This is a genomic window from Streptomyces sp. 8N706 (assembly GCF_052245415.1).
Classification (GTDB): domain Bacteria; phylum Actinomycetota; class Actinomycetes; order Streptomycetales; family Streptomycetaceae; genus Streptomyces.
The window spans coordinates 1-26,104 of record NZ_JBQQBW010000036.1 but is presented as its reverse complement, the minus strand read 5'-3'; the positions used below and the strand labels follow the sequence as shown (position 1 = coordinate 26,104).

The 26,104-nt window shown below is 70.0% G+C and carries 20 protein-coding genes and 1 pseudogene; 6 read left to right on the top strand and 15 right to left on the bottom strand.

The window, feature by feature from the left end:
• Nucleotides 1-22: 22 nt before the first annotated feature.
• The 8 genes from ACTWQE_RS16045 to ACTWQE_RS16010 all read right to left on the bottom strand — a co-directional run bounded on the left by ACTWQE_RS16045 (nucleotide 23) and on the right by ACTWQE_RS16010 (nucleotide 9,116).
• Nucleotides 23-1,090, bottom strand: a complete 1,068-nt coding sequence (locus tag ACTWQE_RS16045) for a terpene synthase family protein (protein ID WP_443329606.1) — start codon at nucleotides 1,088-1,090, stop codon at nucleotides 23-25.
• A 327-nt stretch (nucleotides 1,091-1,417) separates the two neighbouring features.
• Nucleotides 1,418-2,638, bottom strand: a complete 1,221-nt coding sequence (locus ACTWQE_RS16040) for an acyl-CoA dehydrogenase family protein (RefSeq protein WP_443329605.1) — start codon at nucleotides 2,636-2,638, stop codon at nucleotides 1,418-1,420.
• 6 nt (nucleotides 2,639-2,644) lie between these two features.
• Nucleotides 2,645-3,667, bottom strand: coding sequence for a phosphotransferase family protein (locus tag ACTWQE_RS16035; protein ID WP_443329604.1), 1,023 nt, complete (start codon nucleotides 3,665-3,667; stop codon nucleotides 2,645-2,647).
• 596 nt (nucleotides 3,668-4,263) lie between these two features.
• Complete coding sequence (locus ACTWQE_RS16030; protein WP_443329603.1) at nucleotides 4,264-5,202, bottom strand: MBL fold metallo-hydrolase; 939 nt, start codon at nucleotides 5,200-5,202, stop codon at nucleotides 4,264-4,266.
• Between the two features lie 116 nt (nucleotides 5,203-5,318).
• A complete protein-coding gene (locus ACTWQE_RS16025) occupies nucleotides 5,319-5,843 on the bottom strand; it encodes a gluconokinase (RefSeq protein WP_443329602.1) in 525 nt (174 codons plus the stop codon).
• Between the two features lie 301 nt (nucleotides 5,844-6,144).
• On the bottom strand, nucleotides 6,145-6,588 hold the full coding sequence (locus ACTWQE_RS16020; protein ID WP_443329601.1) for a MarR family winged helix-turn-helix transcriptional regulator: 444 nt from the start codon (nucleotides 6,586-6,588) through the stop codon (nucleotides 6,145-6,147).
• A gap of 650 nt (nucleotides 6,589-7,238) precedes the next feature.
• A complete protein-coding gene (locus ACTWQE_RS16015; protein WP_443329600.1) occupies nucleotides 7,239-8,426 on the bottom strand; it encodes a methyltransferase domain-containing protein in 1,188 nt (395 codons plus the stop codon).
• 423 nt (nucleotides 8,427-8,849) lie between these two features.
• Nucleotides 8,850-9,116: a hypothetical protein gene (locus tag ACTWQE_RS16010; protein WP_443329599.1), complete on the bottom strand. Its 267-nt coding sequence runs from the start codon at nucleotides 9,114-9,116 to the stop codon at nucleotides 8,850-8,852.
• 233 nt (nucleotides 9,117-9,349) lie between these two features.
• Between ACTWQE_RS16010 and ACTWQE_RS16005 the strand changes: the two genes are divergently transcribed.
• Entirely contained in the window at nucleotides 9,350-10,669 is a 1,320-nt protein-coding gene (locus ACTWQE_RS16005) for a hypothetical protein (RefSeq protein ID WP_443329598.1), read from the top strand.
• A 3-nt stretch (nucleotides 10,670-10,672) separates the two neighbouring features.
• On the opposite strand, the gene ACTWQE_RS16000 is transcribed toward ACTWQE_RS16005, so the two are convergent.
• From ACTWQE_RS16000 to ACTWQE_RS15985, 4 genes are all read right to left on the bottom strand, one after another.
• A complete protein-coding gene (locus ACTWQE_RS16000; RefSeq protein ID WP_443329597.1) occupies nucleotides 10,673-11,206 on the bottom strand; it encodes an NUDIX hydrolase in 534 nt (177 codons plus the stop codon).
• 415 nt (nucleotides 11,207-11,621) lie between these two features.
• The gene (locus ACTWQE_RS15995) at nucleotides 11,622-11,945 is read right to left on the bottom strand and encodes a DUF202 domain-containing protein (RefSeq protein ID WP_443329596.1); all 324 of its coding nucleotides are present in this window, start codon (nucleotides 11,943-11,945) and stop codon (nucleotides 11,622-11,624) included.
• Entirely contained in the window at nucleotides 11,942-12,370 is a 429-nt protein-coding gene (locus ACTWQE_RS15990) for a YidH family protein (RefSeq protein ID WP_443329595.1), read from the bottom strand. Before ACTWQE_RS15990 ends, ACTWQE_RS15995 begins: the two co-directional genes overlap by 4 nt.
• Nucleotides 12,371-12,380: 10 nt before the next feature.
• The gene (locus ACTWQE_RS15985) at nucleotides 12,381-12,905 is read right to left on the bottom strand and encodes an NUDIX hydrolase (RefSeq protein ID WP_443329594.1); all 525 of its coding nucleotides are present in this window, start codon (nucleotides 12,903-12,905) and stop codon (nucleotides 12,381-12,383) included.
• Nucleotides 12,906-13,079: 174 nt separating this feature from the next.
• On the opposite strand from ACTWQE_RS15985, the gene ACTWQE_RS15980 reads away from it, so the two are divergent.
• From ACTWQE_RS15980 to ACTWQE_RS15965, 4 genes are all read left to right on the top strand, one after another.
• Nucleotides 13,080-14,735 carry an FAD-binding dehydrogenase gene (locus ACTWQE_RS15980; protein WP_443329593.1) on the top strand — a complete coding sequence of 552 codons (1,656 nt, stop codon included), beginning with the start codon at nucleotides 13,080-13,082 and terminating at the stop codon, nucleotides 14,733-14,735.
• Nucleotides 14,736-15,013: 278 nt separating this feature from the next.
• On the top strand, nucleotides 15,014-15,964 hold the full coding sequence (locus tag ACTWQE_RS15975; protein ID WP_443329592.1) for a hypothetical protein: 951 nt from the start codon (nucleotides 15,014-15,016) through the stop codon (nucleotides 15,962-15,964).
• Nucleotides 15,965-16,011: 47 nt separating this feature from the next.
• Nucleotides 16,012-17,550, top strand: coding sequence for an APC family permease (locus ACTWQE_RS15970; RefSeq protein WP_443329591.1), 1,539 nt, complete (start codon nucleotides 16,012-16,014; stop codon nucleotides 17,548-17,550).
• A 197-nt stretch (nucleotides 17,551-17,747) separates the two neighbouring features.
• Nucleotides 17,748-19,577 carry an AMP-dependent synthetase/ligase gene (locus ACTWQE_RS15965; protein ID WP_443329590.1) on the top strand — a complete coding sequence of 610 codons (1,830 nt, stop codon included), beginning with the start codon at nucleotides 17,748-17,750 and terminating at the stop codon, nucleotides 19,575-19,577.
• Nucleotides 19,578-19,593: 16 nt separating this feature from the next.
• Here ACTWQE_RS15965 and ACTWQE_RS15960 read toward each other — a convergent pair whose 3' ends face one another.
• On the bottom strand, nucleotides 19,594-21,966 hold the full coding sequence (locus tag ACTWQE_RS15960) for a phosphoketolase family protein (protein ID WP_443329589.1): 2,373 nt from the start codon (nucleotides 21,964-21,966) through the stop codon (nucleotides 19,594-19,596).
• 354 nt (nucleotides 21,967-22,320) lie between these two features.
• Between ACTWQE_RS15960 and ACTWQE_RS15955 the strand changes: the two genes are divergently transcribed.
• A complete protein-coding gene (locus ACTWQE_RS15955; protein WP_443329588.1) occupies nucleotides 22,321-23,418 on the top strand; it encodes a glycoside hydrolase family 6 protein in 1,098 nt (365 codons plus the stop codon).
• Nucleotides 23,419-23,424: 6 nt separating this feature from the next.
• Here the strand turns inward: ACTWQE_RS15955 and ACTWQE_RS15950 are convergent, their stop codons facing one another.
• Both ACTWQE_RS15950 and ACTWQE_RS15945 read right to left on the bottom strand, forming a co-directional pair.
• A complete protein-coding gene (locus ACTWQE_RS15950; RefSeq protein ID WP_443329638.1) occupies nucleotides 23,425-25,308 on the bottom strand; it encodes a galactose oxidase-like domain-containing protein in 1,884 nt (627 codons plus the stop codon).
• Nucleotides 25,309-25,349: 41 nt separating this feature from the next.
• A pseudogene (locus ACTWQE_RS15945) lies at nucleotides 25,350-26,104 on the bottom strand (glycosyl transferase); the annotation flags it as partial.

Below are 26,104 nucleotides of genomic sequence, written 5' to 3'. Positions count from 1 at the left end.
TGATGCGGGCCCGGACAGGCGTTCACACGGTCTGGTGCTGCCGTCGAGCCGGACCGACCCCGGATCGCGGCAGCAGCAGGTCGTCCACACCTCCCTGGCCGCGGCTTTCGGCCTCGGCGGCCGGACCGGACTTCTCCGCGGCGTAACGTCCCGTCTCCAGTGCCCAGTCGTAGTTGCCGCGTATCCAGTGCCGTATGCCCTCCACTCCGCGCTCCACGGCACAGCGTTCACTCGCGTCGAGCCCGAGGTTCTCGCACATCTGCGGTACCCGCGACTCCAACTCCAGGTACCGCTCCAGGTACTGGTTGGTCAGCTTCACCGCGGCGTCGATGGCCTCCCCCCGGGAGGTGCCGAGGTGCTTGCGGATCACCGTCACCAGATTGTGCGGATCACCCCGGCGCTCCTCGCGCTCGAGGGAATGGATGTCGTTCATGCAGGCGATCGTGTCGGCTGCGGCGACACGCATGTCCCGCATCAACTCATGGGCCTGTACCACCACGGGCACCTCGAAGCGGCGACTTCGCTCCGCGGCGTCGATCGAGTGGTGTATCCCGACCGTGCGGCGCCGCAGCGCCAGATACTCATCGAAGTCCAGGACGGTGCCGCTGGCGGAGATCCGCACTTCGCTGGTGTGCGCGGCCAGGAACCGCCCCCATGAGCCGGCGAAGCGGTTGCACCATGACTCGGTCATGCCGTCGGACAGCTGGGACCACACCTCCGACCATGCAAGGGTGATCGGGCATTCGACGTCCGGAGGGGTCCCGCCGGGCCGGAACGGAATCGTGATCAGCTCGCGGGCCACCTCGGCCACCCGGTCGGCGCGATCAGAGCTGTTCGCATCGAATTGGTCGTCGAAGAGGAAGGCCAGGCTGAACCAGTTCATCAGCATGACCAGATCCTCGGGGGAGGCGTACGGATAGGTGCGCGCCGCCGCCTGCGGGAGGTCCCAGGAGAGGTACTCCCGCATTCCTGACTCGCTGCGCACCAGGCCGCGGTCGCGGACCCACCGGAGATGCAGTTCCCTGGCACGCTCTGTGTGTGGACTGATCGGTGACTGGAAGGGGATTGCGAACGTCAGCTCCTGGGGCATTGCGTGTCCTTCCGAGAGGTCCATAGAGACGATCCGCTATGGCTGCACCAGGACGGATGCCGACTTCCCGCCCTACGAACGCACCACATCTGCCCATCGTCCTTGATCCACAACCCCGCGTAACCGCCCGCCGGACGGCGATCCGAGCGGTTTGTGCAAAATAAAACGATCTTCTGGGGCGGTTTGGCGCAAAGTCGACCTAAGAACCGGTCATCATCGGCCATCGAGGGCCAGATACCTTCTGCGGGTCAATACTTCCGGGCGCGTATGCACTCTGGCCCGCCCCCCGGGAAGGGGACGGGCCAGAGTGCTTACTCCTCCCGGCTGCTACGGCTGGAGGTACCTCTTGAGCTCGCGCCGGGCCAGGGACCGCTGGTGCACTTCGTCGGGTCCGTCCGCGATCCGCAACGTACGGGCCGCCGCCCACAGGTCCGCCAGCGGGTAGTCCTGACTGACGCCGCCCGCCCCGTACAGCTGGATCGCGTCGTCCAGGATGCCGATGACCGTGCGCGGAGTCGCGATCTTGATGGCCTGGATCTCCGTGTGCGCCCCGCGGTTGCCGACGGTGTCCATCAGCCATGCGGTCTTCAGGACGAGCAGACGCAGCTGCTCCACCGCGACCCGGGCGTCGGCGATCCACTCCTGCACCACGCCCTGCTGGGCGAGCGGCTTGCCGAAGGCCGTACGGGCGACGGCGCGTTGGCACATCAGCTCGATGGCCCGCTCCGCCATGCCGATCAGCCGCATGCAGTGGTGGATGCGGCCGGGGCCGAGACGGGCCTGGGCGATGGCGAAGCCGCCGCCCTCCTCGCCGATCAGATTCGCGGCGGGAACGCGGGCGCCATGGAAGACGATCTCCGCGTGGCCGCCGTGGTAGTGGTCCTCGTAGCCGAACACCTGCATGGCCCGGCGGATCTCCACGCCCGGGGTGTCGGTCGGCACCAGCACCATGGACTGCTGGCGGCGGATGTCCTCGCCGTCCGGGTCGGTCTTGCCCATCACGATCAGGATGTTGCAGTCGGGGTGCATGGCCCCGGAGATGTACCACTTGCGGCCGGTGATGACGTACTCGTCGCCGTCCCGCTGGATCCGGGTCTCGATGTTGGTGGCGTCTGAGGAGGCGACCTCCGGCTCGGTCATCGCGAAGGCGGACCGGATCTCACCGGCGAGCAGTGGCTCCAGCCACTGCTTGCGCTGCTGCTCGTTGCCGAACTGGGTGAGCACCTCCATGTTCCCCGTGTCGGGGGCCGCGCAGTTCAGGGCGGTCGGGGCCAGCTGCGGGCTGCGCCCGGTGATCTCGGCGAGCGGCGCGTACTGGAGGTTGGTCAGCCCCGCCCCGTACTCGGAGTCGGGGAGGAAGAGGTTCCACAGGCCCTGCTTCTTGGCCTCGGCCTTCAGGTCCTCCTGGACCGGCACGGTGAGCCAGGGGTTGGAGAGCTCGGCGCGCTGCTCCTCGGCGACCTTCTCCGCCGGGTACACGTACTGGTCCATGAAGTCCAGGAGCTTGGCGCGCAGCTCCTCGGTGCGGGCATCGAATGCGAAATCCATAAGTGCTCAGCCCTCCTGAAGGGTGGTGAGGCCGTTTTCGATGAAGACCGGAACGAGACCGCCGATCCGGTCGAAGCCCGCTCCGACAGTCTGTCCGAGCGTGTAGCGGTAGTGAATGCCCTCGAGGATCACCGCGAGCTTGAACCAGGCGAAGGCCGTGTACCAGGAGACGGCGGAGACATCGCGGCCGGACCCGGCGGCGTAGCGCTCGATCAGCTCGGCGGGCTTCGGATGGCCCGGCGCGCCGGCGGTGGTGCTGACCGGAGAGTCAGCCACGTGCAGCGGCTCGCTGTACATGGTCAGCAGACCGAGGTCGGTCAGCGGATCGCCGAGGGTCGACATCTCCCAGTCGAGGATCGCCTTGATGCGGTCATCGGTGCCGATGAGAACGTTGTCGAGCCGGTAGTCGCCGTGGACGACGGTGGCGGCCGGGGACTTCGGCAGGGCCTTGCCCAGGCCCGCGTGCAGCTCGTCGATGCCCGCGAGGTCACGGTTGCGTGAGGCGTCGAGCTGCTTGCCCCAGCGGCGCAGCTGACGCTCCAGGAAGCCCTCGGGGCGGCCGAAGTCCCCCAGTCCCGCGGCGGCGGGATCGACGGAGTGCAGCTCGACGAGGGTGTCGACCAGACCGAGGATGACGTCGCGAGTGCGCTCGGGGCCGAGCGGGGCGAGCTGCGCCTCGGACCGGTACGGCGTTCCCTCGACGAACTCCATGACGTAGAAGGGGGATCCGATGACGGACTCGTCCTCGCAGTGCAGTACCGGTGCAGGGACGGGTACGGCGGTCGGGTGGAGCGCCTTGATCACCCGGTGTTCCCGGTTCATGTCGTGCGCCGTCGCGAGGACGTGGCCCAGAGGGGGGCGACGGACGACCCAACGGGAGGTACCGTCGGTAACCCTGTAGGTGAGGTTCGACCGGCCGCCTTCGATCAGCTCGGCGTCGAGCGGTCCGTGGACCAGGCCGGGGCGCTCACGGTCCAGATGGGCGCGCAGGCGCTCGAGGTCGAGCCCGGGCGGGTGGTCGTGGCTCATCGGGGCACTCTCCTCCGTGGGAGTCGGACGATCGAATGACACTCATCATGCCGACCAGTCGGTATGGAGTCCAGTGATGCGGCGTGGGGTTCTTCAGTCTGTTGCGCCCATGCCAAAAGTTCGTCACGTGGGAAACGGTGGAAACCGGGTCGGTCCCCGGCTTTCCTCTTCCATGCTCATCGTCGGCGCACCGTTGCTCAACGCCGGGGGCGGTTTCTCCGTGCACCACGACGCGGCAGGTCAGGGCGCCCGTCATGGCGGCAGTCACGGGAGCGGCAGGCCTGACCGGGCGCGCAGGGGCCACGGGGGCGTGAGATGCCTCTCGTGCTGCCTCCCCGCGCGCCGGGTGAGGCGAGGGCGGGGCGGGTGCGACGGCCCCCGCGGCCCTGCGCAGGGCCGGTGCGGGGGAGGGGAGGCTCCGCCGTGCCGCCGGTGACGACCCCGGCCGCCGCCCGTACGGATGCCGCACCGTACGGGGATGGCGCACCGTACGGGGATGCCGCACCGTACGGGGATGGCGCACTGTACGGGGATGGCGCACCGTACGCCGAGGGGAAACGGGCCGCGGTCAGCGGCCTGGAGGACGGGACGGCGGATCAGGCGTGGCAGGCGACCGGCACTCCGCCGTTCATCGCGGTCATGTCACCGAACACCGTCGCGATGTCCAGCGGCGCGCCCGGCGGCCTTCCGTCCAGCTCGGCATACGCGCGGTGCAGATTGGCCACCAGTCGCTCGCTCTCGGGCAGCTCCGCGAACGGGCCGAGGTCGGCCGCCCGCGCCGCCTCCAGCGGTGTCAGGCCGGCCGCACGGGACTTCTCCGCCAGCTCGGCCACATAGCGCAGATACCGCTCGACCGCGTCGTACACGCCCGGGTCGGTCACCGGGCCGTGGCCCGGCACCACGGTCCGCGCGCCGAGCTCCCGTAGCTGCTCCAGCGCGCGCAGCGAGCCGTCCAGCGAACCCATCGCGAAGAACGGGGTGCCGCCGTGGAAGACGAGGTCACCCGTGAAGACGATCCGCTCCCGCGGCAGCCAGACGATGCTGTCGCCGGTGGTGTGGGCGACCCCCGGGTGGATCAGCTCCACCTCGGTGTCTCCCACATGGCAGGTCAGCCGGTCGGTGTAGCTGATCGTCGGTGGGGTGATGTCGATGTCGCCGAAGTCGACCGACGGCCACACGGCGTGCAACTGGTGCCCGGCGGCGAGGGCCTCGCGGCGGCAGGAGGCGTGCCCGACGATGGTGGCCCCGGGGGTGAACACCCCGTTGCCGTAGGTGTGATCCCCGTGGTGATGGGTGTTGACGACCGTGCCGGGCAGGGGGGCGCCGCTCGCGCGGACGGCGTCGCGCAGCAGCAGGGCCCGCCGTTCGGTGGCGGCGGTGTCGACGAGCAGCGTCGCCGAGCCGTCGCTGATGAATCCGGCGTTGCTCAGGCACCAGCCGCCGTCGGGCTGGACGTACGCATGGACGCCGGGCGCGAGGGGGACGGTGTACGGCTCGTGGTTCGCCGAACCGGTCGTCGAGCTGTTCCCGGACATCCCGGACATGATGGCCTCCCCGTCAGCGGCGCTGTACCGGGCCACAGCATGTCAGAACGGTTCGTGGTGCGGAAAGTCCGTTCGGGGCTTCGGCCATCGGCCGGGCCGGGCGGGATTCAGCGGGGGAGCGCGGCGAGCGCCAGGCCGACGGTCTCCTCCGGACTGCCGTCGATGCGCACGGCCGAGCCCCGCTCGTCCGCGGCCAGCGGCTCGAGGTCCGCGAACTGCGAGCGCAGCAACGCCGGTGGCATGAAGTGGCCCCGACGGCTCCGCAGGCGCTCGGCGATCAACTCGGGCGAACCGTCGAGGTGTAGGAAGAAGACGCCCGGTGCGGACGCGGCCAGCCGGTCCCGGTAGCCGCGTTTGAGTGCCGAGCAGCTGACGACGCCGCCGTGCTCGGTGTGCCCGGCGAGCCACGCGCCGATGGAGTCCAGCCACGGTCGGCGGTCGGCGTCGTCGAGCGGGGTGCCGGAGGACATCTTGGCGATGTTCTCCGGTGGGTGGAAGTCGTCGGCCTCCGCGTACGGCACGTCCAGCCGGTCGGCGAGCAATCTGCCGACCGTCGTCTTGCCCGAGCCCGACACTCCCATGACCACGATCAGAGGACCGGTCTCCGGCGCCGCTCGGCCGGTCGTCGTCATGCGTGCCTCGGTCTCGGGTCGGAACTGGCGGTGACGGACCTCAGGTTAGTGCGTGCTCGTGGTGGTGAGGAGCCGCGGCTCAGCGGAACCGGGTGATGGCAGGGCGGGGGCGGATGGCGGACGCACGGCTGCCGCCACCGACCGCCGGCCTCACCAGCCCCTGGTCGCAACGCAGGTGCCCGGCGGGAAGGTCCGGCGGACGGCCGTAGCCGGACACCGCTGGGAGCCCCGCCCGACGGATTCCAGGGCACTCGCGGTCCCGGCCCCGAATTGCCCGGACGGCGCCCGGCCTCCGGCCCCGTCAGTCCTGGTGCTCCATGGCCGGGCGGAGGCGCTGCAGCAGGCCGTGGAGCACCGCCTGCTCGCTCTCGTCCAGGGTGTCGAGGGCGGCGTGGGTCGACTCCATCTCGGCCCGGACGCGCCGCATGATCGCGACACCTTCCTCGGTGGCCACGACATTCTTGACCCGCCGGTCCGTCGGGCTCACCTCACGGCGTACGAGCCCCTGGGCCTCGAGCCGGTCCACGATCCCGGTGATGTTCGACGCGTCGCAGACCAGGCGCTGGGCGAGCCGGCGCATGGGGACGGGTGTGCCCAGCAGCTGGGAGAGCGTCTTGGCCTGCATCGCGGTGAGGCCGTGGCGGGAGGCGACGGCCGCGAAGTCCTGCCACTGGGCGGTGCCGACAGCCGCCAGCAGCTCCAGTAGCTGGAGTTTGGTCGGGGCGTTCGGGGTCGTCGCGGTCATGGCTCGAGTGTACTCAACACTATTGACGTCTTCGACTTTTTAATTGACCACCTTAACTATCGAGGTCACCTCGCTTTATCCTGATCACCGCCCACAGGGCGATGAGGGCGAGGCCCGCCCCGACCATGATCGGGGCGGGCCTCCACCTCCTCGGCGTGTAAAACCTCTCCTTCGTTTCGTGGTGGTGGACCGAAAGGGCCTTTCGAGTTCCGACCAGTCCCGTACGTGCATAACCGGCGGGTAGCCGTGACCGACCAGAACGGCGGCCACGGACTTCACCAGGCGTTCGGAGAACCGAGGATCGGGCCCCGTGCGGGGCAGGGGGCAGGCCCGGCACCCCCCATGCAGCACTGGGGTCGAAACAGACGTGGGGGTCGTCGGTGTCGGTCACGCGGCCAGGGCTGCCGGCTCGTACCCGACCTGCTCCGCGGGCGGGCGACGTGGCTCGGCAGGCGACACCGTCGGAGAGCTTGGGCCATACCAAGCCGAGCGAGCAGCTCCGGTAACCATCGGCACCGGGCGCCTGAGCAGGACTCTCCGCCGGACCGTTCGAAAGCTTCCAGGCATGCGGGTGGTCCGGTCTTCATATGCAGTTGTGTGCGTGATCTGACCCGCATCAGTCGCCATCGGTCGCCGGGCAGCCTGAGGGGCTACCCGGCGACCGGAACGAGGTGATCGGGCCTCTCCAGCCAGCTCGTCTCACCCTCGGCCGTAACCGTGAGGCCGAAGCGGTCGAGGCCAGGCCGACCCACTGTGTCCCACCAGATGTAGGCTGCCTCCACCTCCGACCACAGCTCTCGAGGGCCGGCTTGGTACACCTCGGTATCCGCATCCGCGCGAAAGCGCACGGCGGCCCATGACGTGTCGGTCAGGCTGTAGAACCACGCGGTACGAATGCCGTCGCCCTGGTCATGCGCGGCATGAACGCAGTCCCGCACCAGCAGCCCGATGATGAATTCGGCGACACCGAAGGGGCCTTCGAACAGGGAATCCGCGCTGACGCTGGTTGAGGAGCGTCGCGCATCGCCCGGCCAGGATTCCGGCACGTAGTCGGCATGGCGAGGCCATGGCAGACGCTGAGACCGCGCCTTCATGAACTGGACCGGACCCGTGAAGCGCCCCGCGGCGCTCTCGCCGTCTGCCGCAACGATCAGACGAGCCACCGCATCCTGAGAGCTGTACTGCGTGCCCCAGGGTGCGACGATTATTCCGCCCGGTCGTGTCTGCTCGACCCAGGCGTACGGGATGGAGCGGAGACCGCAGGTGGCGATCACGCGGTCGTAGAGGCCGTCCGGGGCGTAACCGAGAAGGCCATCTGCCTCAACTATCAGCGGGTTCAGCCCGGCCCCGTGCAGAGCCTTACGTGCCGCCATCGCCACCTTCGGGTCAACCTCAACCGTGACGACGTTCCGGTCGCCGAGCTGGTGGGCGAGAAGGCCGGCATTCCACCCAGTACCCGTGCCGATCTCCAGCACCCTCATGCCCCCGGCAACGGCGAGGTCACGGAGCATGGAGAACACGACACTCGGCATGCTCGCCGAACTGGTGGACACCGTGCCGGGCTCGGTGCCGCTGTGCTCGCCGTCGTCCCATTGCGTGACGATGGGAACGTTGGCGTCCGCGTACCCGTGCCACGCTTCCGGATCCTTCGCCTTGCTCACCGCGATGCTGCCGCCCGACTCCTGATCGAATGGCCACATCAGGTCCGGCAGGAACAGAGACCGGGGAATCGCCGCGAAGGAAGGCGCCCAGTCCGACGTCATGACTCCTGATTCGAGAAGGAAGCGGCCCAACTCCTCCCGGGTGGGCCGCTCCTCCCGCTCATGCGAGCTGATCACTTACGGTGACCTCCATCGCCGGGCGGGGGACCGCTGTCGGGAGACGGCGGCGGGGGAGGCGGGGGAGGCTCGATCGGGGCCGGGCCGCCCCCATGGCCACCCGAGAGGGTGGGATTTCCGGGAGTGGGCACGATGGTGCTCCTTCCTCTCGTAAACGGTACGCACGTGGCCAGCGGGCCCGCGCGGTCGTGCACTTGCTGACCCGCCCGACTGCCTTCCGTCCTCACCGATACGAGGGGGACAGCCGGACGGGCGTTGAAGGGTCCGCCCTGAACGGAACGTGGAGCCACTGCAGCCACTGCCCACCGGGTGTTGTGGGCCTTCGTCCAAGACGGAGCGGTCTATGAGGGTGCCGCAGCGAAGGCGAGGCCGATGACCAAGCCGCACGAGGCGCTGCCCCCGGATGAGGAAGAGGACCCCGGCCTACCGGCTGAAGGAGCGAATCATCTTGCCCCGCCGGGACCCTTCGTTGCGCTCGGCGAGACGAACGCTCAGCTCTTCCCGGGGTGTCAGCGGCCGCACCGCATCAGGCTTGGCGTCCCATTCCCTGCCGCCGCCTACCGGGCGCAGTTGCACGTACGGCCCGAGGTGGCTCATAACGACGCCCACCCCGTCTTCCCGGCTGGTGTCCTTCACCAGGGTGCCCAGTTCGGGCAGACCGCTACTCGATGCCGTGTCATGTGCCTGCATGAAGTCACGCGCCTCTCCGGGCCCTCGAAGTCCGCACATAGGTGCCCCGTCTCTGCCTGCGCCATGACGTCCTTCGTCGCCGCGAAGGCAGCCGTTGTGCCGTCAGGTCTCAGACTGTTCCTGCCGACAGAGGGGCAGAAAGGCCCAGCTGATTACTCACCATGGGTAACGTCGTTGAGAGGTATACCCGTTGCGATGATCAGTGCAGTCAACAGCCCACCGGAGTGCCACGTATGCCCCAGCCTTCCGAGCCCTCGGAGCTTCCCGCTCGGCTGCTCACACATCCGGACATGGTCTCTGCCTGCCGAGACCGTGACTTCTCAGCAATCTTCAGGCTGATGAAGCGCCACGCCGGGATCTATCCAGCAATGATCGCGCGCCGGTGCTCCATGACCCCGAGCCGGGTGGGTGAGGTTGTCTCCGGCCAGCGCCAGATCAAGGACATGAGCGTGATCGAGCGGGTCTCGGACGGGCTCCGCATCCCTGGCCAGATGCTCGGATTGGCCCGGCGCTCATGGGAAACCCCCACGGTCCTGGCCCCCAGGGAGGTTGCACCTCCCAGCGTCATCGCCGAACCCAAAGGGCCCTCCGAGCCAGTGAGCGTGCTCCCCAGTGTGGGCCTGGACAGCATCCTTGCCGCTGCCGGTTCACGGCTGACTCCGTCTACCGTCCGCGCCTTGAACTCGTCCATTCAGGACTACTGGCGTCGTGACGACGAGCACGGCGGGGAAGCGTTACGACCAGCCGTTGTCGGGCAACTCCGCTATGTCGTAAGGCTCATCAAGGAGGCAGGAGAAGGAGAGTTCCGGCAGAGCCTCTATGGCATCGCCGCCGAGCTGGCCAGACTCACCGGCTGGACGTACTTCGATGCGCGCCAGTACAGCCAGGCCCGAACGTACTTCGCGGAGGCGCTGCAACTGGCGAAGGCCATCGACGACCGGCAGTTCATGGCCAACGTGCTGGCGTGCATGAGCTTGCAGGCCACGTATGAAGACCGGCCGGCCGACGCCGTGGCCCTCTCCACGGCAGCACAGGACAGCGCACGTCAGCACGGTGGAACGCCACGAGTGATGGCCATGCTGTCCATGCGGGAAGCTTTCGCGCACGCGACATCCAGCAACCGCAGCGCGACACATGAAGCGATCGCCGAGTCGCATCGACAGTTCGAGCGCATCACAGGCGCCGATGACGAACCGGCATGGGTGACCTACTTCGATGAGACCAAGCTCATCGTGGATACGGGCATTGCCCATGGTCGACTTGGCGAAGCCAACACCGCCGAACCCCTGATCGCCGATGCGCTGCGACGCGAGGACGCGAGCAACCACCGTGGCCGAGCGTTCCATTCCTTCTGGCTGGCCACCACCCAGCTGCAGCGCGGCAACCTCGACGAGGCATGTGACACCGCCACCGCCGCACTGGAAACCGCCACATCTGTCGGCTCGGAACGAGTGACCGGCCACCTGCGCGAGTTCCACCAGCGACTTGCCCCGTACAGCAAGGAGCCCGTAGCTGTGGCCTTCGAGTCACAGCTACGGGCTACGCTGCACTGATCGTCAGCGCACTGCTTTATCCATCAGAACATAGAGCAGGCCAACAAGAGACCCACTACTGACGACTTCACGGCGGTCGATCATGCCCCGGACCCGGTCCAAGGGAATCCACTCGATCCGGTCGGACTCGTTCTTCTCCGTCGGCGGTCCGATGTACGTGGCACCGTCCGCAAGGAACACATGGTGCTGGGAGTCCGTGATTCCGTTCGCGGGCTCGGCGTAGATCAGGGGCTTTATGGGACCAGGCCGCCAGCCCGTCTCTTCCTCTACCTCTCGAGCGGCGGCGTCTTCCGGCACCTCGCCCTCCTCGACCAGGCCCATGGGCAGCTCCCAGGCCCAGGCATCGGTGATGAAGCGGTGCCGCCACATCATCAAGATTTCGCGCTGGTCATTGACCACGGCAGCCACGGCGAGGTGGCGCAGCCGCACCACGTGATGCTCCCAGCGCCGTCCATCCGGCTGCTGAACATCGACCAGGCACAGGTTCACCCAAGGGTTGGTGTAGATCTGCCGCTCACCATGGGTCTTCCACAGCATGGACGCCGCCCCTCTCGCATGTGGCCTCCAGCATCCCAGATCCCGACCCATGGACGCCGATCGAGACAGAGATGAGCGTCCACTCCTGCAAGGGCTCCTCGTGGCCGTCGTGAGTTGCTACACCTCGGCTCCGGTCCTGGCTCCGAAGCCCGTGCGCGCCCCTCATCAGCTGCTCACTGCCGTACGGTTCGATACCCCACGCTTACCGAGCGAGAACCGGATCAGTCAGGCCAGCGCGTCGGAGCCCAGGTAGACAGCAGAGGTCGGGACGAGCCACCACGCCTGCACCCACCGCGGGTGTTACGACGGCCCGCAGCGGTTACGGGCGCGCGCCCCACGGCGCTGCCCGTGCGCATGACGGCCGCGGCACCGCGATCCGCGGCGCCACGGCTGTCGTCGCAGGATGCCGCCGTGCTCAGCGCACCACGGCCGCGCCGAGGAGCGCCAGGCCCACCGTGCAGCCCACCACCACCGCGGCCGCTCGCCGGGACAGGGCGGGCGGCCGCGGTGTGTCCAGGGCCGTCATCCGGCGATGGGCGGCGGCGAGGAAGGTGAGCAGCACGAGTGCGGTCAGGGCGACCGTCACCGCGGCCACCGCCGACACCCCGTGGCGCAGGGCCTCCCGCACGGCCAGTACCGCCGCCACCGCGCACGCCAGCGTCGTACGGCGCCAGGCGAGCCGGGTGCGTTCGGGCTGAAGTCCCGGGTCGCGTACGGGGGGTGGCGCCGGCCGGCTCACCGGCGAGCCCAGCCCGCGCCGACGGCGACCACCATCGCCAGGGCGACAGCCCCCAGCCCCAGAGCCAGCAGCGTGGGAAAGCGGCTCACCGGCAGATCCTCGCCCCGCCGCATCGCCCGCTCGCAGCGCGCCCAGTGGTTCACCGCACGCAGCGCGCACAGCGCCCCTCCCACCAACAGGACCATCGCCACGGTCACGCGCAGCCAGTGGTGCAGATCGGGCAGGAACTGGGCCACCGCGAAGCCACCGCCGACCAGCGCCAGGGCGGTGCGGAGCCAGGCGAGGAACGTACGCTCGTTCGCGAGCGAGAAGCGGTAGTCGGGAGTCGCGCCGTCGTCACGGATCCGCTCGGGCGTGAACCACAGCCGGACCACGCCGGCGACCGCCCGCAGCTTCCGCGAGACGGCCTTCACGGACACGATCATGGTCGGCACACTACCGCCCGCGCCACTCCCGGAGCCTGCGGTAGGCCTCCAGGCCGTCCGGGACCCACTCCCACTCCGGCAGCCGCCTCTCCAGCTCCTCGTCGGTGAGGAAGGTGTGCCAGGCGACCTCCTCCACCTGGGGGTCGACCGGCAGTACGCAGCGGACCTCGTGGACGGAGGACCACCAGCTGTGCTCCGGCGTCCCGTACAGGAACCGGAACAGCGGTACGGGCCGGGGGAGCCCGGACACGCCGAGTTCCTCCTCCGCCTCCCGCAGCGCCGCGTCCTCGTACGACTCGCCCGCGCCGACCACCCCGCCCACGAACATGTCGTACAGCGAGGGGAAGACGATCTTTTCCGGGGTCCGGCGGTGGACGAAGATCCGGCCGTCGGTGTCCCGTGCCAGGACGAAGACGCACCGGTGCCGGAGTCCGCGGGCCATCGCGTCCCCGCGCCGCGCCTGCCCGACGACCCGGTCCTGCTCGTCCACGATGTCCAGCAGCTCGTCCGCGGAACGGGGTTTCTGTTCGGCCATGCCTCCATCCAAGCAGCCGTTCCGGGCGTACCCGTGGCGGCCGTTCCGCTCGAGCTTGCGAACGAGCTGTTGACGGTCCGCCCCCCTCTCCCCAGGATCGGACGCACTGGGTCCGCCCCGGACCGCACACGTGCCGCCCGGCAGGGGCCCGACCGCCGGACAAGGATGGAAACCATGGCGTACGACGCTGATGTGATCGTGGTCGGGGCGGGCATCGCGGGGCTGGCGGCGACCGCGGAACTCGCCGACGGCGGCCGCCGGGTGATCCTCCTGGACCAGGAGCCCGAGGCGTCGCTCGGCGGGCAGGCGCACTGGTCCTTCGGTGGCCTCTTCCTCGTCGACTCCCCCGAGCAGCGCCGGATGCGGATCCGTGACAGCCGTGAACTCGCCTGGGAGGACTGGCTGGGCACCGCGGCGTTCGACCGGCCCGAGGACCACTGGCCGCGCCGCTGGGCCGAGGCGTATGTCGACTTCGCCGCGGGGGAGAAGAGAGCCTGGCTGCGAGCCCAGGGGGTGCGGCTCTTCCCGGTCGTCGGCTGGGCGGAGCGTGGCGGCTACGGGGCGACCGGGCACGGCAACTCCGTGCCCCGCTTCCACATCACCTGGGGCACCGGCCCGGGCCTCGTCGAGCCCTTCGAACGGCGGGTGCGCGCGGCGGCCGGCCGCGGTCTGGTGGAGCTGCGGTTCCGGCACCGGGTCACCGGGCTCTCCCGTACGGCGGGCAGCGTGGACACCGTCAGCGGCGAGGTCCTGGAGGCGAGTGGGGCCGCGCGGGGCACGGCGAGCGGCCGTGAGGCCGTCGGAACCTTCGAATTGCGCGCGCAGGCCCTGATCGTGACCTCCGGCGGCATCGGCGGCAACCACGAGCTCGTACGCCGCAACTGGCCCGCCCGGCTGGGCACTCCGCCGGCGCGGATGCTGTCCGGTGTGCCCGCGCATGTCGACGGCGAGATGCTCGGCGTCGCCGAGGCCGCGGGTGCCCGGCTGATCAACCGTGACCGGATGTGGCACTACACCGAGGGCATCGAGAACTGGAATCCGATCTGGCCGCGGCACGGCATCCGTATCCTGCCGGGGCCGTCCTCGCTGTGGCTGGACGCACGGGGGCGCAGGCTGCCCGTGCCGCTGTTCCCGGGCTTCGACACCCTCGGCACCCTGGAACACATCATGTCGACCGGATACGACTACACCTGGTTCGTGCTCAACCGCCGGATCATCGGCAAGGAGTTCGCCCTGTCGGGATCCGAGCAGAACCCCGATCTGACGGGCCGCAGCGTCCGCGGGGTGCTCGGGCGGGCGCGCGCGGACGTGCCCGGGCCGGTCCGGGCCTTCATGGACCACGGGGCGGACTTCGTCGTCGAGAAGGACCTCGCCGCGCTCGTCCGGGGCATGAATGCCCTCACCGGTGAACCGCTGGTCGACGAGGCCGGGCTGCGCCGCGAGATCACCGCCCGCGACCGTGGAATTCGGAACACCTTCGGCAAGGACCTCCAGGTCACCGCCGTCCGCGGGGCCCGTAAGTACCTTGGTGACAAGCTCGTTCGGACCGCGGCTCCGCACCGCCTTCTCGACCCGGGAGCCGGTCCGCTGATCGCGGTGCGGCTGAACATCCTCACCCGTAAGACGCTGGGCGGTCTGGAGACCGACCTCTCCTCCCGGGCGATCGGTTCGGGCGGCGAACCGCTGCCCGGCCTCTACGCCGCGGGCGAGGCGGCCGGCTTCGGCGGCGGCGGGGTGCACGGATACCGCTCGCTCGAGGGCACGTTCCTGGGCGGCTGCCTCTTCTCCGGCCGTACGGCGGGCCGTGCGGCCGCGCGGGCGGTCGGCTGACGGGCCCTCCGCGGTGGCGGACTGACGGCGGTTGGCTGAAGGTGATCCGCGGTCGGCGTCGGTCATCCGCGGTCGGCGTCCGGCTTACCCGATATGACGGGGCATCGGGGGCCAGGCGCTCCGTCCGGCCTTGACGCGGAGCAGTGACTACCGGTTTGCTGTGCGTGATCTTTGGCCAGTGGTGGAGCCGAGCACTCCACCGACCTGAATCGTCAGAACTGCATCAGGACGCCCTCGAGTGGGCAGAAAGTGGCGTGCGCCGTGGAGGAAGCTCCCGGATGACCCCCCCTCCGCCACCCCTGGGCCGGCTCCGGCACCGGGACCGGCTGAGCTTCGACCCCGCACTCGACGACCAAGCACTCGCCAGTGCGCGTGACGCACTCGCTCAGGGCCGTTGGACCGAGGCACGGACCCTGCTCGCCGCGACCGGTGACGACTGGGACCGCCGCGGCCACCGGCTCGTCGTCCTCGCCGAAGGCCCCGCGAGCGCCGCGTGGGCGGAGGAGTGGCAGCTCGTCGAACCCGACAGCGCGGACGCCGTGGCCCTGCTCGCCTGCGCCACGGTCTTCCGCGCGCTGCGCGGCAAGGAGACCACCGACGCGGCGCGCCAGGCCTGCCGGGTGGCGGCGCGGATGGCACCGGCGGACCCCTCGCCCTGGCTGGGCCTGCTGATCCTGGCCCGGCGCACCGGCACCGACGAGGAACGGCTCCAGGTCTTCGACCAGGTACGCGGCCGCCACCGCGACCACCACCACGCCCACCATCTGATGACCGCATGTCTGGCGGAACGGCAGCAGGGCGACGGTGACGACCCCTTCCACGAGGTGTACGACTTCGCCTCCTGGGCCGCTGAACAGGCCCCCGCCGACTCCCCGCTCGCGGTCCTGCCCGTCATCGCGCACACCGAGCGCTACCGCGTTCTCGCGCTGGCCGGTGCCGAACCCCGCGACCCCGGCCGGTCGGCGTACTGGACCACCCGACGGGCCCGGCAGGCCATGAAGGCCGCGTTCGACTGGTGGCTGGAGTGGGAGGGCGAGGACCACCCCCGGAACAAGGTCGATCTGAACTTCCTCGCCCACGCCAAGGTCCACGAAGGACGCATGGCCGAGGCCGCTGCCCTGTTCAACCGGATCGGCACCCACGCCAGCACCATCCCGTGGTCCTATCCCGACCGCGACCCCAAGAAGGCCTTCCGTGCCGCGCGCCGTGCCGCGCTCGGCTCCCCCTAGCACGACTCCCGCCACCGCCACCACCCCATGGGAAGGACACCCCCTCCATGCCGATCGGCAGGACGAGCGAGATCAGCACCTTCAAGGGCCAGGACCGAGCGTTGCGCGCCGACCGGATCGGGATGGCGGGGCTCCTGCTGTCGGTCCTGGCGGCCAGCGGGCCCCTGATGGTCGTGGCCGGCGTCATGCCCACCACCTTCGCGGTGATGGGCATCGTCGGACAGCCGCTGCTGTTCGTGATCCTCGGCGTGGTGCTGACACTGTTCAGCTTCGGCTTCGCGGAGATGACCCGGCATGTGCACAACGCCGGTGCCTTCACCGCCTATGTCGCCCGGGGGCTCGGCGGGACCGCCGGGGCCGGGGCCTCCGTGGTGGCCCTCATCGCCTACAGCGCCATGCAGGTCGGCATCTACGGCATCCTCGGCTTCGAGATCTCCGGGCTGCTCGCCACCTACGCCGATGTCACCGTCGCCTGGTGGATACCGGCCCTCGCCGGAGTCGTGGTCGTCGGCGCACTCGGCTGGCTGAAGATCGACCTCAACGCCAAGGTGCTCGGAGTACTGCTGCTGATCGAGTGCGCCATGGTGATCGTCTTCGACATCGCAGCCGTCGCCGACCCCGCCGCGGAAGGCCTGTCCCTGCACGCCTTCAACCCCGAGACGCTGACCGGCGCCGGGCTCGGCACCGCCCTGTCCTTCTGCATCGCCGCCTTCGTCGGCTTCGAACAGCCCGCGGTCTACGCCGAGGAGACCAGCCGTCCGCAGATCGTGGTCGCCCGCGTGACGTTCCTCGTCGTCGGCCTGGTTGCGGTCTTCTTCTCCCTCAGCTCATGGGCGCTGAGCGTCGCCACCGGCCCCTCGGACATCGTGGAGACATCACAGAAGGCGGGCCCCGGACTGCTGTTCTCGCTCACCGAGGCCCGGCTGGGCACCGGCTTCACCGACCTCCTGCACTTCTTCTTCGTCACCGGCATATTCGCCTGCGTCCTCAGCTTCCACAACGTCGTCGCCCGCTACGCCTTCGCCATGGGCCGCGAGGGACTCCTTCCCTCCGCCTTCGGCCGCACCAACCCCAGCAGCGGCGCCCCCGCCCACGGCTCGCTGCTGCAGAGCGTGGTGTCCGTCATCGTCGTCGTGGCGTTCGCGGTGACCGACGACAAGCCGCACGGCGACCCGACCGCCCCGGTGCTGCAACTGTTCACCTGGATGGGCAATGTCGGCGCCCTCGGCATCATCCTCCTGCTGGCGACGACCAGCGTCGCCGTCATCACCTTCTTCGTCCGCCGCGGAGCGGCCCGTTCCCAGGCCTGGCGCATCGTGTCGTCCGCCGTCGCCTGTGCCGCCCTGACGGTCATCATCGTGTACGCGGTCAAGGACTTCGACGTGCTGGTGGGCACCGGACCCGGCTCGGCGCTCGGCTGGATCCTGCCCGGCATCATCGGGGCCGCGGTGGTCACCGGCGTCGGCTACGGCCTCGTCCTGCGGTCCGCCCAGCCCGAGGTGCACGCCCGGATCGGGCTGGGCAACCAGGCGTTCCAGCTCGAGAAGGCCGCCGCGTCCGACGCGGCCGTACGCGTCACCGAGTAACGCACTCCGCCGCTCCTCGCTCCTGCCCCGCCGCCGCTCCCGGACGCCGGACTCAGGTCCCGGAGCATCCAACAGCCGTACACGCCACGCCGGTTGCGCCGATCCACTAGGCAGCGGTCCACCGGGCCGGTAGCTTGCCCTCTCCACCGCTTCTCGGTGGCAGCAAGCAGGGTCATGAGTACGGGCAAGGAGGCGCTGTGCGCGAATTCAGCGTGCCTCCCCTCGTGGAGAGCCCGCGCTCGGGGGGGCTCGCCGACTCGGTGTTCGAGGTCGCCGAACGCGATCCGGACCTGGCACAGCTCTCCCGGCGGGACGAGCAGCGGAATCCGGAGTGGGCCCCGGTGAGCGCCACGGCCTTCCGCGACGCGGTGATGGACCTCGCGAAGGGCTTCCTCGCCGACGGCATCCGGTTAGGCGACCGCGTGGCCCTGATGTGCCGGACCCGGTACGAGTGGACGCTCGTCAGCTACGCGCTGTGGGCGGCCGGGGCGCAGCTGGTACCCGTCTACCCCACCTCCTCCTCCGAGCAGGTGCACTGGATCCTCTCCAACTCGCGGGCGGTCGCCATCGTCGTGGAGGGCGGGGAACACGCGATGACGGTCGGCGCGGTGTGCGACGGGCTTCCCGCGCTGCGCCGTATCTGGGAGGTGGACGGCGGCTGTGTGGCGGAGCTGTCCGAGCGGGGCCGTGGCATCGCGGACGCGGCGGTGCACGACCGCCGCCGGTCGGTGGACCCGGGGTCGGCAGCCACCATCACGTACACCTCCGGCACCACCGGCCGGCCCAAGGGCTGTGTCATCACCCACGCCAATCTGGCCATGGAGTGCGACACCCTCCTCGCGGGGTGGCGTTCGGTCCTGGCCCCACCGGGCCGGCAGCCCACCGTCCTCGCCTTCCTTCCGTTCTCCCACATCTACGGCCTGATGGTGCAGGTGGCCTGTCTGCGAGGAGGCGTACTCCTGGGCCATCAGCCCGAGGTCACCGCCGACACCCTGTTCCCCGCTCTCGCGTCCTTCCGGCCGACCTTTCTCTACGCCGTGCCGTACTTCTTCGAGAAACTCTTCCACCGCGCCCGCCGCGTCGCCGAGGAGGCCGGACGGGCGGAGCTCTTCGACAAGGCCATGGACGTGGCGGTGCGTTACGCCGAGGCCGTGGAGCGCCGTTCCCTGGGCAGCGGACCGGGCCCGGGCGCCGGGCTGAGGGTCCGGCACGCCCTCTACGACCGGCTGGTGTACGAGCGGCTGCGGGCCGTACTGGGCGGCCACGCGCGGTATGCCGTGTCCGGCGGGTCGCCGCTCAGCCGCCTGATGGGCCTGACCTTCGCCGGTGTCGGGATCACCATCTACGACGGGTACGGCCTCACCGAGACCTCGGCCGGGGTGACCGGCCAGCCGGTGGGCCGGCTCCGGTTCGGCACCGTCGGGCGGCCGCTGCCGGGGACCTCCATCCGTATCGCCTGGGACGGCGAGGTGTGGGTGCGCGGTGACACGGTCTTCGCGGGATATCTCGACGACCGGCCGGGCACCGAGGCGGTGCTGCGCGACGGCTGGCTCGCCACCGGGGACGTCGGGTCCCTCGACGGCGACGGCTATCTGACCATCACCGGCCGCAAGAAGGACATCATCATCACCAGCGGCGGCAAGAGTGTGGCGCCGGTGGTGCTGGAGGAGCGCCTGCGGGCCCACCCGATGGTCTCGCAGTGCCTGGTGGTGGGCGACAACCGGCCGTACATCACCGCGTTGGTGACCCTGGACCCCGAGGCGCTGTACCACTGGCAGCGGCTGCACCACCGCATCGGGGTTCCGACGCGGGAACTGGTCGGCGACCCGGAGCTGCGCGAGGAGATCCGGCGGGCCGTGCTGCGGGCGAACGCCGCGGTGTCCCACGCGGAGTCCATCCGCGACTTCCGCATCCTCCCGGCCGAGTTCAGCCCGGGGGACGGGCTGATGACGCCGTCCCTGAAACTGCGGCGCGGCGCCATCGTCGAAGCCTGCGCGGCGGAGATCGAGAAAATGTACGGACGCTGACGGCCCGGTCACAGCACTAGCCCGACCAGGTCCAGTCCGCGACCTCCGGCAGATCCGTGCCGTGCTCGCGGATCCAGGAGCCGTGCCGTTCCCGTACGTCGGCCATGGCCTGCCGTACGGACACAGCGCGCACCCCGAGCCCGGGCACCCGGTCGATGACGTCCATGACGAGGCGGTAGCGGTCCAGGTCGTTGCGGACCACCATGTCGAACGGCGTGGTGGTGCTGCCCGACTCCCGGTAGCCACGCACATGCAGATACGGGTGGACGGTCCGGCGGTAGGCCAGCCGGTGGATCAGCCAGGGGTAGCCGTGGTAGGCGAAGATGACCGGCCGGTCGCGGGTGAACAGGGAGTCGAACTCCGCGTCCGTCATCCCGTGCGGATGGTCCTGCCGGGGCAGCAGAGTCGTCATGTCGACCACATTGACCACCCGGAGCGCCACATCGGGAAGGTGACGGCGGATCAGGTCGGCGGCGGCCAGCGCCTCCTGGGTGGGCACATCGCCCGCGCAGGCCAGGACGACATCGGGCTCCCGGTTGGTGGCCTCGGTGCCCGCCCACTCCCACACCCCGGCGCCGCGGGCGCAGTGGGCGCGTGCCTCGTCGATGCCCAGCCAGTCGAAGCACGGCTGCTTGCCGGCGACGACGACGTTCACATAGTCGCGGGTGTGGAGCACATGGTCGGCGACGGACAGCAGGGTGTTGGCGTCCGGGGGCAGATAGACCCGGACCACTTCGGGGCTCTTGTTCAGGACGTGGTCGACGAAGCCCGGGTCCTGGTGGGAGAAGCCGTTGTGGTCCTGGCGCCATACGTGGGAGGTGAGCAGGTAGTTGAGCGAGGCGACGGGCCGGCGCCACGGCAGCTCACGGGAGACCTTCAGCCATTTGATGTGCTGGTTCACCATCGAGTCCACGATGTGCACAAAGGCCTCGTAGCTGTTGAACAGACCATGCCGCCCGGTGAGCAGATAGCCCTCCAGCCAGCCCTGGCAGAGATGCTCGGAGAGAACCTCCATCACCCGGCCGTCGCGGGAGAGATTCTCGTCGCCCTCGGCCAGGGGCCCCTGCCAGGCCTTGCCGGTGACCTCGTACACCGCCGCCAGCCGGTTCGAGGCGGTCTCGTCGGGCCCGACGAGGCGGAAGTCGCGGCGCTCGGCGGTGTCGGCCATGATCCGGGTGAGCAGACCGCCCAGGACCCGGGTGGGCTCGTGGAGGGTGGCGCCCGCCTTGCTGACGGGCACGGCGAACTCCTCGAGCGGCGGCCTGGGCAGATCGCGGAGCAGCTGTCCGCCGTTGGCGTGCGGGCTGGAGCCGAGCCGGGCCGCGCCGTCCGGCACGCACGCGAGGACCTGCGGGCGGGGCCGCCCCCGGTCGTCGAAGAGCTCCTCGGGCCCGTACGAGCGCAGCCACTCCTCCAACTGCCGCAGATGCTCCGGGTTGTCGCGCACCCCCGCCAGCGGGACCTGGTGCGAGCGCCAGGTGCCCTCCACGGCCTGTCCGTCGACCTCACGGGGCCCGGTCCAGCCCTTGGGCGTACGGAGCACGATCACCGGCCACCGGGGCCGCTCGCCGGAGCCCTCCTCGCGGGCGGCCCGCTGGTGCTCCGCGATCCGGTCCAGCGCCCGGTCCATGGCGAGGGCCATGTCCCGGTGCACCTGCCGCGGATCGTCGCCGGTGACGTGGACGGGCTCGTGGCCGTAGCCGCGCAGCAGCGCGGTGAGCTCCTCCTCGGGAAGGCGGGACAGGACCGTGGGGTTGGCGATCTTGTAACCGTTGAGGTGCAGAATCGGCAGCACCGCGCCGTCGTGGACGGGGTCGAGGAACTTGTTCGCATGCCAGGAACCGGCGAGCGGTCCGGTCTCGGCCTCGCCGTCGCCGATCACACAGGCGACCAGCAGCCCGGGGTTGTCCAGCGCGGCTCCGTAGGCATGGGCGAGGGAGTAGCCCAGCTCACCACCCTCGTGGATGGAGCCGGGGACCTGCGGGGCGACATGGCTGGGGACGCCGCCGGGGAAGGAGAACTGCCGGAGGAGCCGGGCCATGCCGTGCGCGTCCCGGCCCACATCCGGGTAGATCTCCGAGTAGCTGCCCTCCAGCCAGGAGTTCGCGAGGACGGCCGGGCCGCCGTGACCCGGCCCCCAGATGCAGAGAGCCTCCAGATCCCGGTTCCTGATCACCCGGTTGAGATGGGTGTACACCAGGTTCAGGCCCGGCGCGGTTCCCCAGTGGCCCAGCAGCCGCGGCTTGATGTGGTCGACGGCCAGCGGCTCGCGGAGCAGGGGATTGGCCATGAGATAGATCTGTCCGGCCGACAGGTAGTTCGCGGCACGCCAGTGGGCGTCCAGGGCCGCCAGCTCCTCGTCGGTCGGATCCGGCCGGTCGTCGGTCATGGAGGGCCTCCTCGGAAACCGCGGGGATGTCCCGTACGCGTTCCACGCGCCCGCGAAGTCATGCCGGACGCCGGGCCGCTCCGCCGGAGGGTGGCGCGGCCCGCCGGGTCACCGCCCGGATCTGTCGACGTCGACGCACACGCAGGCGGGGAAACGGGGATCAGCCGGTGTTTTCCCCGGTCCTCTCCCTCGGCACCGGCATGCTCGTCCGGTCACCCGATGAGATCACCCGGGCTGCGCCAATCATGTGCACGACTCCGCCGCTGCGGCGCGGGGAGTTCTGCTCCCCGGGGGGCGGAGGGAGAGTCGGCGCAGAACCGGTCAGGCCCGACGCAGGGCAGGAGGAAGGCTCGCATGGACGAGGAAGGCTTCAGGGGCACCACGTCGCGGCGCTCGGTCCTGCTCGCCGGGGCCGCCGTACTGGGCCTCCTGCTCAGCGGCTGTCTGGCGATGGCGGAGGAGGCGCAGATGGCGATCGAAGCACAGAAGGCGATCGAAGCACAGAAGGCGACCGAAGCGCCGAAGCCGCGTGCCGCCAAGCGCGTTGAGGACGTCGTACGGGCCGACCACCCCGAGCTGTGGGTGAATCCGCAGACCCCTGCCGCCCGGCAGGTACGGCGGTGGATGACCGAAGGGCGCACGGGCGACGCACAGCTGCTGCGGCGGATCGCGGAACAGCCGGTGGCCGAATGGATCGGTGACCGCCCCGGGGAGCGCGTCCGCGCCATCATGGACTCCGCCGCACGCGCGGGCCGTACCCCGGTGCTCGTCGCGTACCACATTCCCTACCGCGACTGCGGAAACCACTCGGCCGGCGGCGCCGGGGACGCGGTGGAGTACCAGCGGTGGATCCGCGCGTTCGCCGAGGCGATCGGCGACCGTGAGACGATGGTGATTCTGGAGCCCGACGCGGTCGCCCAGGCAGTCGACGGCTGTGTGCCCCAGGAGCTGCGCCCCCAGCGCTACGCCCTGCTGAAGGACGCCGTCGCGACCCTGTCCGCGCTCCCGGCCACCCAGGTCTACCTCGACGCCGGACACCCCGGCTGGATCAGGAACAGCGGCCGGCTGGTGGAACCGCTCCGGCTCAGCGGGATCGACGACGCCGACGGCTTCGCCCTCAACGTCTCCAACTTCCAGCCCACCCGCGCCACCGAGGCGTACGGTCAGCAGCTCTCCCGGTTCCTCGGCGGCAAGCACTTCGTCATCGACACCAGCCGGAACGGCAACGGCCCCGCGCGGGGCGCCGTGGCCGGTGACGAGAAGGCCTGGTGCAATCCCCCCGGGCGGGACCTCGGCGAGCTGCCGACCGTCCGTACCGGACGGGAGAGCGTCGACGGCTTCCTGTGGGTCAAGCGCCCGGGCGAGTCCGACGGCACCTGCAACGGCGGCCCCCCGGCGGGCGAGTGGTGGCCCCAGTACGCGCTCGACCTGGCCCGCACCGCCGGGGAGTGACCTCGGTCAGGAGATGTGCACCCACCGGGCCCTGGACGGGGTGCCACGGGTATCGGTGACGAAGAGCATGTACCAGCCGCGCGGCACCAGCGCCGGGTCCTTCGGCACCGACAGCCTCAACGAACGGCCGTGCTGCTCCACGCCCAGCTCCACCGACCGCTGCTCCACATCCGTCGTATGGGTCACCGCGCTCGGCCGCATCAGCCTCGCCGTGGCGATACCGCTCACCGCGGCCACGCGGCCCGCGGACCGTACGGTGTAGTCGGCGGTCGAGCCGCGGCGCAGCTCGGTGGGGCCCTTCCCGAGCGCCGGCCGGTTCTTCCGGTACAGATACGGCGGGGTGTAGATCTCCACCCGCTGCTCGAACGTCCCCGTCTGGGTGTTGTCCGGGTCGGCGTACAGCGAATCGGAGCCGAAGGTGGCGACCCGCCCGTCGGGCAGCAGCAGCGCCGAGGAGTGGTAGTTGCGTCCCACGACGGGTGCGGCGGCCGGACGGAAGGCGTTGCTCTCCGGCGAGTAGAACTGCGCCCGGTGGATGTCGCTGTCGCTCTTCCCGCGGTAGTCCACCGAGCCGCCGGTGGTGAAGACGGTGTCGTCGGGCAGGATCACGCTGGACAGATAGCGGGTGCCCTGCGGCAGATCGGGCCCGTCGGTGAAGCGCGGGCTCTTCTTGAGGTCCACCACGGCCGTGCGCGGTGTCGACCGCCGGGACTCGCCGACACCCCCGCCGCCCAGGACCATCACCTTCTGGTCCTGGGCCGGAGGCAGCAGAACGGAGGCCGAGGTCTCGGTCTGGTCGGCGTCCTTGAGCCCCGGCACGCGCTGGAAGGTGTTCCGGCGCAGATTCCATACGCCCGGGGCGCGGCCTTCGTCGGCCGGGCCGTACCCCGCGTTGGAGCCGGAGTAGAAGAGCTTCCCGCCCTTGGTCAGAAACAGCGCCGGATAGGTGGGGAAGTAGCGCTCGGGCCCCTTGGACCACTTCTTCGTCCTCGGGTCGAAGATCTCGTTCTTCCCGGCGATGATCTGGCCGACGTCGTCCAGTCCGGACACGGCCAGCACCCTGCCGTCCTCGAGCGTGACCAGCGTGGGATACCAGCGGGCCTCGGCCATCGGGTCCACCGGCACATAGCGCTCGCTGCGCGGATCGAACTCATAGGCCGCGTTGATGCCGTGGTAGTCCTGCTTGTTCAGGGTCATGGCCTGGGCGAGGCCGTACAGATTGCGCCTGTCGACCCCCGCCAGCCCTTCGATCCGGTACTGGGCGGGGTCCTTGCGGATCTGGCCGCGGCCCTTCTCGGCCGCCTCGACGAAGACCCGGACCTCACCCGCGGTCACGGTGACCTTCCCCTTGCGGCCCTGGTGCTTCTTCGCCGCGGGAACGGTGAAGGCACGGGTGGCGCGGTACGCCTTTCCGTCCGGAGACCGGAAGACGGTGCCCCGCCGGAAGCCGCGCGCCATGTCCGGGTCCTCGTTCTTCACCAGCATCGGCCCCGCCGCGCGCTCCACCCTGCCCTCCAGCACCTCGTACCGCGCGGTGCCGCCCGCCACCAGGAGGCGCCCGCCCGGCAGCTGGGCGTGCCCGGCGCAGAACACGTCCTCCGGCGTGGGGATGAGCTTGAAGGTGTTCTTGGCCGGGTCCCAGAGCAGCGTCTTGAACGTGCCCGCGTCGAAGCCCTTCTCGTCGTTGCCCGACCCGGCGATCAGCAGCACCTTCCCGGTGTGCAGCAGAGCGGCGTGGATGGCGCTGACCCGGTACTTCTCCGGGACGTCCAGCAGATCCCAGTGGCCGAAGCGCGCTTTGTAGCCGGGCCGCTCGATGGTGTACGCGTGGTAGGTCCGCTCGGCGTAGCTGATGGCCGCCGGAGCGTTGAGACCGGCCAGTACGACCATCGCGGTCGCCCCGACGGCCGTGGTGCGGACGCGTGGACTGATCACAAGGCGCACAGCGAATCCTTATCGGGAGTGGTGGCGAGGGACGGCTCGGTACGGGCGGCGGGGAGGGCCGTCGGTACCGACTGCGAGCGCCGCCGCCTCAGGTCGTCGACGTACCACATGACCGGTGGCGCGAGGGAGAGCAGAAGGGCGAGGACGGCCCAGGTGCGCATGGCCGCATGGGTGTGCCCCAGGAAGAAGGAGGCCACCAGCCCGCCGCCGAAGACTCCTGCCCACAGCAGATGGATACGGAAGGTGGCCGGCCGGTCCGGGCTGGCGGAGTCGCCCTTCGGGGTCACCACGAACGTGCTCTTGCGGCGCAGCACCGCGTCCATCAGCGAGCGGGCGTAGATCGGGGCGGACAGGGCGGACATCAGCATTCCGGCGACGCCGCCGGATCCCTCGGGCTCGTGGGGGGAGACGTTGTGCCGCCGGTTCCACATGTAGAGGCCGATCTGGAGGGCGGCCGCATCGCTGTAGAGCATCAGCCAGACCTCCGAGGAGATATGAATTCCGGACGCGCCCAGCACGAGAAAGAGGGTGCAGCTCATCGCGGCAAGAAGCCAGTTGAGCGCGGCCATCGGGTAATAGAGCATCAAAAGCGTGTAGTTGAGGAGTTTCCCCGGGGGCAGGGTGAAGGGGGCCTTCCAGAACTGTTTGAGGATGGTCTCGTAGGTGCCGCGGGACCAGCGGAGCTGTTGGGTGAAGAAGTCGGTCCAGGCGGTGGGGCCTTCGCCGACGGCCAGGACGTCGG